The sequence below is a fragment of the Rubneribacter sp. genome (assembly GCF_965361815.1).
The window spans coordinates 23,474-31,085 of record NZ_CBDTNW010000196.1 but is presented as its reverse complement, the minus strand read 5'-3'; the positions used below and the strand labels follow the sequence as shown (position 1 = coordinate 31,085).

Sequence of the window (7,612 nt, the reverse complement as noted above, 5' to 3'; positions counted from 1 at the left end):
GGCTATCTGGGGTGATGGAACGGTGGGGGTGGGTGCTTTCCGTTTGTGCCCAGGGAGATGGCTTCTGCTTCGCTCCCCGTGGGCGGCCCGCCCACACGACCACGTCACGAAGGACAGCACGAACCATGCAGGACACCGACATGCGCGAGAAGCTGGTCAAGATCATCGAAGCCTACGAGGAGCTGCAGGCCAAGATGGGCGATCCGGCCGTCCTCGCCGACCAGAAAGAATACAACCGCCTGGCCAAGGAGTACGCCGACCAGGGGCCGCTTGCCAAGAGGGCCCGCGAGTACGTGCAGGCGGCCGACGACCTGGCCGCGGCCAAGGAGATGCTCGACGATCCCGATATGAAGGAGTTCGCCCAAGAGGAGATCGCGGGCATAGAGGAGCGCCTGCCGCAGCTGGAGGAGGACATCAAGTTCATGCTCATTCCGGCCGATCCGGCCGACGAGAAGGACATCATCGTGGAGATCCGTGCGGCCGCCGGCGGCGATGAGGCGGCCATTTTCGCGGGCGACCTGTACAAGATGTACGAGCGATTCGCCTCCGCCCAGGGCTGGAGGACCGAGACGATGGACGTGTCGCCCTCCGAGGCGGGCGGCTACAAGGAGATCCAGTTCAAGGTGAAGGGCGATCATGTGTACTCGGTCATGAAGTTCGAAAGCGGCGTGCACCGCGTTCAGCGCGTGCCCAAGACCGAGAGCCAGGGCCGCATCCACACCTCCACGGCCACGGTGGCGGTGCTGCCCGAGGCCGACGAGGTGGAGGTGGAGATCAACGAAAGCGACCTGCGCATCGACGTGTATCGCGCCGGCGGCCCGGGTGGGCAGTGCGTGAACACCACCGACTCGGCCGTGCGCATCACGCACCTGCCCACGGGGCTGGTGGTGCAGTCGCAGGACCAGAAGTCGCAGCTGCAGAACAAGATAGCGGCCATGGCCGTTCTGCGCGCGCGCCTCTACGAGAAGATGCTCGCCGAGCAGCAGGCCGCCGAGGGCGCCGAGCGCCTGGCGCAGATCGGGTCGGGCGACCGCTCGGAGAAGATCCGCACCTACAACGGGCCGCAGGACCGCGTGACCGACCATCGCATCGGATTCAACGCCACCTACAACGGCGTGCTTCTGGGCGACAACCTGGGGGACGTGATCACCGCGCTGCAGGCCGCCGACCGAGCCGCCAAGCTGGAAGCGGCGGTGTAGCGGGCTTCGCAGGCCGTCCGGTCTGCGAAACCCGCTCGATTCTGCGGGCGCCGGGGACGCGCCTTCGCGTGACCCCGGGCCTCGCGCGCATCGAAGCACGCGTCGCTTTCGGGGTCCCGCTCGCTCGGCATGCCCCGGCGTCTTTTGCCTGTTTGCCGCGCCAATCCATGGCGGCGCTGCGCCAACCTGCGGCTTTGCCGATTTGCGATTTTGCCAACCTGTGACGTTATCGACCTGCGAGGTTCGAATCCATGGCTGAAAACGACATCTGGACCATCAGGACCGCCTTGGAGTGGACGGTCGGCTATCTTGGGCGCAAGGGGGACGAAAGCCCCCGGCTTTCGGCCGAATGGCTGCTGTCGGAGGCGTGCGGGCTTTCGCGCATAGGGCTGTACGCGGATTTCGACCGTCCGCTGTCGATGGGCGAGCGCGACGCCCTGCGCGGCTTCGTGACGCGTCGCGGCAGAGGGGAGCCTTTGCAGTACATCACCGGCGAGGTGGGCTTTCGGCACATCGTGGTGAAGGTGCGCCCCGGCGTGCTCATTCCCCGTCCCGAAACCGAGGTGCTGGTGAGCGAGGCGCTGGCCCTGCTGCCCGCCCCGCCTCGCCGCGTGGCCGCCGATTCGATGCCCGACGATCCCTCACCGGTTGCGGACGGGGCGAGGGAGGAGGGCGCTCCGGAGGAGCCGGAAGGCGGCGCTCGGGGCGCCTTCGGCGCGAAGCCCGCTTCCGGACCGGCCGAGGGCGGCGAGGCGCCTGCGGACGAGGGGTCGCCTGCGAAAAGCGAGGCGCCCGCCCTCCTCGTGGCCGACATCTGCACGGGCTCTGGATGCATCGCCTGCTCCCTGGCCAGCGAGCATCCCCTTGCGCGCGTGGTGGCCACCGACGTGGCGCCCGAGGCCGTGGCGCTCGCGCGCGAGAACGCGGCGGCGCTCGGGTTGGACGAACGCGTTTGCGTGGTGGAGTGCGACCTGGGCGAGGGCGTGGACCCGGCGCTGATGGGCCGGCTCGACCTCGTGGTGTCGAATCCGCCCTACGTGCCCTCCTCCGTGCTGGCCGACATCCCGCGCGAGGTGACGGACTTCGAGCCCGCGCTCGCCCTCGACGGCGGTGCGGACGGCCTGGACGTGCTTCGCCGCCTGCTGCCGTGGTGCGCTTGCGCGCTCAAACCGGGCGGCGGCGCGGCCTTCGAGTTGCACGAGACGTGCTTGGACGAGGCTGCGCGCCTGGCCGAGGAAGCCGGCTTCGAGGGGGCGCGTGTCGTTTGCGACCTGGCTGGCCGTCCCCGTGTGCTCGTGATTCGCAAGCCGGTCGGGTGATCCTGCCCGCGTGGAGCGCCTTCGGCGAAGGCTCGCTCGGCCCGCATGCCGGCCCCCGCCTCCCTTCGCTGCGCTATACTGGTTGCCATGAAGCTCGCATCGGTCATCCTCGACATACCCACCCAGGCGCTCGACGCGCCGTACACCTATGCCGTGCCGCCGGATGGCGGCGAGGGCGACCTGCCCATAGAGGTGGGCTGCGCGGCGCTCGTGCCGTTCGGGGCGCGACGGGCGGTGGGATTCGTGATCGGCATCGAAGAGCGCGCCGAGGGCGACTGGCCAGACGGCCTTGATCCCGCCAAGCTCAAGGGCATCGTGCGCGCGGTGAGCCGCCCGTACTTCGACGAGGAGGGCGCGGCGTGCGCGCGGTGGCTCTCGGAGCGCTACGTGGCGCCGCTTTCCTCGTGCGTGCGCCTGTTCACGCCGCCGGGCGGCGTGCCGCGCATGGTGCGCTCGCGCGAGGGCTACTGGCGTCTGGAGGAGCCGGCCGTGGGGGAGGTGGACGACCGCTGGGTGGTGCCCGGCCCGGCGTTTACGGAGTTCGAGCCGCGCAGGAACGCGGTCAAGCAGGCGTCCATCGTGGAAGCTTTGCGCGCGGGCGAGCTGCGCGTGGCGGAGCTGGCAGCCGAGTTCGGCGCGGTGTCGGGCGCGGTGAGCGCGCTTGAGAAGAAGGGCGTCGTGCGCGTGGAGCATCGCCGCCGCCTGCGCGGCGTGCCCGGAGGCGGGCACGCGCGTCCCGAGGGCGGCGGGTTCTCGCCCAGCTCCAAGCCTCCGCTCACGGCGGGCCAGGCCGCCGCCCTTGCAGCCATCGACGCGGCGCGGGAGCGTGGTGCGGGCGAGGTCGTGGTGGTGGACGGCGTCACGGGATCGGGCAAGACCGAGGTGTACCTCCAGGCCATCGAGGCGGCGCTGGCCGCCGGGCGCACGGCATGCGTGCTCGTGCCCGAGATCTCGCTCACGCCGCAGACCGTGGGACGCTTCCGCGGGCGCTTCGGGAACACGGTGGCCGTCATGCACTCGCGCATGAGCCAGGGCGAGCGCTACGACCAGTGGGACTTCATCCGCAGCGGCCAGGCGCGCGTTGTCGTCGGCGCCCGCAGCGCGCTGTTCACCCCGCTTGCCAACGTGGGGCTCATCGTCATCGACGAGGAGCACGAAGGCTCCTACAAGCAGGACAGCGCCCCGCGCTACCGCGCCCGCGACGTGGCCGTGTGGATGGCGCGGCGCGCGGGCGCGGCGGTGGTGCTGGGCAGCGCGACGCCCTCCATCGAGACGCTGCACGCCTGCGCGAAGGACGCCGCATGGCATCGGGTGGAGCTTCCCGAGCGCGCCAACGGCCGGCCGCTTCCCGAGGTGCGCGTCGTCGACATGGCCAAGGAGTTCTCCGGCGGGTCGCGCTCCATGTTCTCCGGCGCGCTCTCCCGGGCGCTTGCCGAGGAGCTTGCGGCCGGGCGCAAGGCGGTGCTTCTGCTCAACCAGCGCGGGTTCGCGAAGTTCCTTTTGTGCCGGGAGTGCGGGTTCGTGCCCGAGTGCCCGTCGTGCTCCACCTCGCTCACGTTCCACGAGCGCGGCAACTTCCTCATCTGCCACCACTGCGGGCACCGCGTGGGCGCGCCGCCCGTGTGCCCGGAGTGCGGCAGCCCCTACCTGAAACGGTTCGGCGCGGGCACCCAGCGCGTGGAAGCCGATCTTCGCGTGCTTTTGGATGAGGCGCCCGGCGTGGGGCCGGGGGTGCCCATCGTGCGCATGGACGCCGACACCACGTCCGGAAAGGGCGCCCACCAGCGGCTTTTGGAGGAGTTCGCAGCGTGCGGGGCGGCGGTGCTGCTCGGCACGCAGATGATAGCGAAGGGCCTGGACTTCGAGGACGTCACGCTTGTGGGCGTCATCAACGCCGACACCATGCTGAAGCTGCCCGACTATCGCGCCGCCGAGCGCACGTTCGCGCTTGTGGAGCAGGTGGCGGGCCGTGCGGGCCGCGCCGAGCTTCCGGGGCGCGTGCTCGTGCAGACCTACGAGGCCGCCTCCGCGCCCATCCGCGCCGCCGCGGCCCACGACCGGGCGCTCTTCCTGCGCGACGAGCTGCCCAAACGCCGCCTTCTGGGCTATCCGCCCTATGTGCGCATGGCCAACGTCCTTCTGTGGGGCAAGGACGAGCCTGCGGTGCGCCGCGCGGCCGGCGAGATGCAGCAGGAGCTTGCGCGCGTCGTGCGCGACTTCGGCGGCGAGGGATGGACGGTGCTGCCCGCCGTGCCGTGCGTGCTCGCGAAGCTGCGCGGCACGTACCGTTGGCACGTGGTGGTGAAGTGCCCGGCCGACGCCGACCTCTCCCGCGCGCTTGTGCCGCTGTTCCGCCACCGCAAACCGGACAAGCTGGTCAACGTTGCCGTGGACGTGGACCCCGACGATTTGCTGTAGGACGCCGGGCGCGCGATGCGGGCGCATTTCGTGAAGGATCGGCGCGCCGGGCGCAGTGCTGGGCGTTGCCGCATGCGCCGCCGTGCCCGGCTTGGCTGCGCCGGGCCGCCGCGATCACCCGATGCCGCAGACCAGCGACACAATAGGCATGGTGGCCACCGAGACGAGCGTGGTGAGGGCCACCGCTCGCGTGATGAGCAGGTAACGGTCTTTGTTGTACAGCAAAGCCAGCATGGCGGCCATGCTCACCGTAGGCGCCGAGAGGTTCACCATGCAGGTGATGAGCAGGTATTCGTTTCCTATGACCTGCTTGAGCGCCAGCATGGCGACGATGGGGATGATGAGCATTTTGAGCAAGATGAACAGGTTGAGCCGCACATCGCAGAACAGCTCGCGGGGCTTGATGTCGGCGAACGAGGCGCCGATGAGGATCATGGCGAGCGGTGCGGACAGGTCGCCCACCATCGAGACGGGTTCGGCCAGAACGTAGGGCAGTTCGACTCCTCCCAGGTACAGTGCGAGCGCGATCACGCACGCTGCCATGCCCGGGTTCGCCAGTTGGCGCGCGAACGCGGCGGCCTTTCGCGCAAAGCCCTGCTGCGGCGCAGGCGCGCCGTCTGCTCTTTTCGAGATGACGGCGATGGCGTAGGAGTACAGGAAAAAGCCCGCAGGTATGAGGAAGAGCACCATGTAGAAGGCCGCGTCGGGGCCGTAGGCGTTCGAAATGAGGGGCAGGCCGATGAACGATACGTTGGTCTCCACGAACATGAGGTTCACCGCACCGTGCTCGGCTTTCGGGTAGTGCAGCAGGAGGGGTAGAAGCGATCCGATGAGCGCCATGAACGCGAGCATGGCTACGAACACGCCGAAGCAGAAGGCGAGGTCGAGCGGAGGGATGCGCTCGGTCGCGCTCGCGGCGCCGGATATGACAAGCGCCGGGCACGCCACGTTCATGACCAGCGACGAGAGCTCGCGTTGGTTGTCCTCGGTGACGATGCGCGCCCTGCGCAGGACGACCCCGAGGACCATCATGACGAAGAACACGATCATCTGCTGCAAGACCACCATCGCAAGCTCCCTCCCTGCGCTTTGCGCGATCCGGACCGCGCAAAGACCATTCTAGCGCAGGTTCGGAGGGGGAGGGCCGATTGCGGGTCCGCTTTGGGCGAGGGACCCCGATGCTGCCAGCAGGCGCGGAGTCCGGCGCTGCCAGCGGGTGACACCGATGGCGGGCCGGAGGCTGCGGCCCGCAGCCTCCGTGGGCGGGGGCAGGAGACATGCGGAAGGCTTGCAGGCGTGATCGGCTGCAAGCTTGGCTTCTCGCGCCCCGATTTTATGGTATAGTGTTCTGCTGTATCTTTGCGCCCGTTGCGTGCCTCGCGCATGCTCGTGCGCCCGTCCTGTCGGAAAGGAAGACCACGTGGTCCGAGCCCCGAAGAAACAAGCGAACGATCAAGCGAACGCCCCGATTGAATCCGAGGAGATGCTGGAAGACGACGCGATGGACGCCGAGCCCGACGTGGGCGCGTCCGACACGCTGGACGACGACAAGCTGGACGGCGCCCTGTCAGACGATGGCTCCGAAGGGGAGGACCTTCTCGAAGGCATTCCCGAGGAGGAGCTCAAGGCTGCCAGCGACGTGCAGCTTCCCAAGGTGGGAGGCAAAAGCGCCCGCGTTCGGTCGTCGCTTCGCAAGCGCAGCGCCGACGCTGGCGTGACCATGCTCACGGGCGACCCGGTGCGCATGTACCTCAAAGAGATCGGCAAAGTGCCCCTGCTCACGGCCGCCGAGGAGATAGACCTGGCCATGAAGATAGAGGCCGGCGTGGCCGCCATGGAGGAATTGGACAAGGCCGAGGACGAGGGCATAGAGCTTGAGCGCCGCGAGAAGCGCCGCCTCTCGCGCATCGAGCAGGTGGGCTTGGACGCCAAGCAGCAGCTCATCGAGGCGAACCTGCGCCTGGTGGTGTCCATAGCCAAGCGCTACGTGGGCCGCGGCATGCTCTTCCTCGACCTCATCCAGGAGGGCAACCTGGGACTTATCCGCGCGGTGGAGAAGTTCGACTACACGAAGGGCTTCAAGTTCTCCACGTACGCCACCTGGTGGATCCGCCAGGCCATCACGCGTGCCATCGCCGATCAGGCCCGCACCATCCGCATCCCCGTGCACATGGTGGAGACCATCAACAAGCTCGTGCGCATCCAGCGACAGCTTCTGCAGGAGCTGGGCCGCGAGCCAACGCCGGAGGAGATCGGCAAGGAGATGGGCTTGCCGCCGGAGCGCGTGCGCGAGATCCAGAAGATCAGCCAGGAGCCGGTGTCGCTTGAGACGCCCATCGGCGAGGAGGAGGACTCCCAGCTGGGCGACTTCATCGAGGACGACGCCGCCGTGGTGCCGCCCGACGCCGCCTCGTTCAGCATGCTGCAGGAGCAGCTGAGCAAGGTGCTCGACGGCTTGGCCGAGCGCGAGCGCAAGGTGATCAGCCTGCGCTTCGGCCTGGAAGACGGCCATCCGCGCACGCTCGAGGAGGTGGGGCGCGAGTTCGGCGTCACGCGCGAGAGGATCCGCCAGATCGAGAGCAAGACGCTCGCGAAGCTGCGGCATCCGTCCCGGTCCTCGAAGTTGAAGGACTATCTGGAAGACTGACGGGTTCGCCGGCCTTAGGGCCGGCGAAC

At 68.7% G+C, this 7,612-nt stretch carries 5 protein-coding genes; 4 read left to right on the top strand and 1 reads right to left on the bottom strand.

All coding sequences use genetic code 11. The annotated features are described in order from the left end of the window. The first annotated feature begins 125 nt into the window (after nt 1-125). From prfA to priA, 3 genes are all read left to right on the top strand, one after another. A complete protein-coding gene (prfA, locus tag ACWKY3_RS14020) occupies nt 126-1,199 on the top strand; it encodes a peptide chain release factor 1 (protein WP_449317008.1) in 1,074 nt (357 codons plus the stop codon). Between the two features lie 251 nt (nt 1,200-1,450). Further along, nucleotides 1,451-2,518: a N5-glutamine methyltransferase family protein gene (locus ACWKY3_RS14015; protein WP_449317007.1), complete on the top strand. Its 1,068-nt coding sequence runs from the start codon at nt 1,451-1,453 to the stop codon at nt 2,516-2,518. 87 nt (nt 2,519-2,605) lie between these two features. Further along, entirely contained in the window at nt 2,606-4,936 is a 2,331-nt protein-coding gene (gene priA, locus ACWKY3_RS14010; protein WP_449317010.1) for a replication restart helicase PriA, read from the top strand. A 114-nt stretch (nt 4,937-5,050) separates the two neighbouring features. Here the strand turns inward: priA and ACWKY3_RS14005 are convergent, their stop codons facing one another. Continuing rightward, complete coding sequence (locus tag ACWKY3_RS14005) at nt 5,051-6,004, bottom strand: AEC family transporter (protein WP_449317006.1); 954 nt, start codon at nt 6,002-6,004, stop codon at nt 5,051-5,053. A 415-nt stretch (nt 6,005-6,419) separates the two neighbouring features. On the opposite strand from ACWKY3_RS14005, the gene rpoD reads away from it, so the two are divergent. Next, on the top strand, nt 6,420-7,583 hold the full coding sequence (gene rpoD, locus ACWKY3_RS14000; protein WP_449317009.1) for an RNA polymerase sigma factor RpoD: 1,164 nt from the start codon (nt 6,420-6,422) through the stop codon (nt 7,581-7,583). Nucleotides 7,584-7,612: the final 29 nt, after the last annotated feature.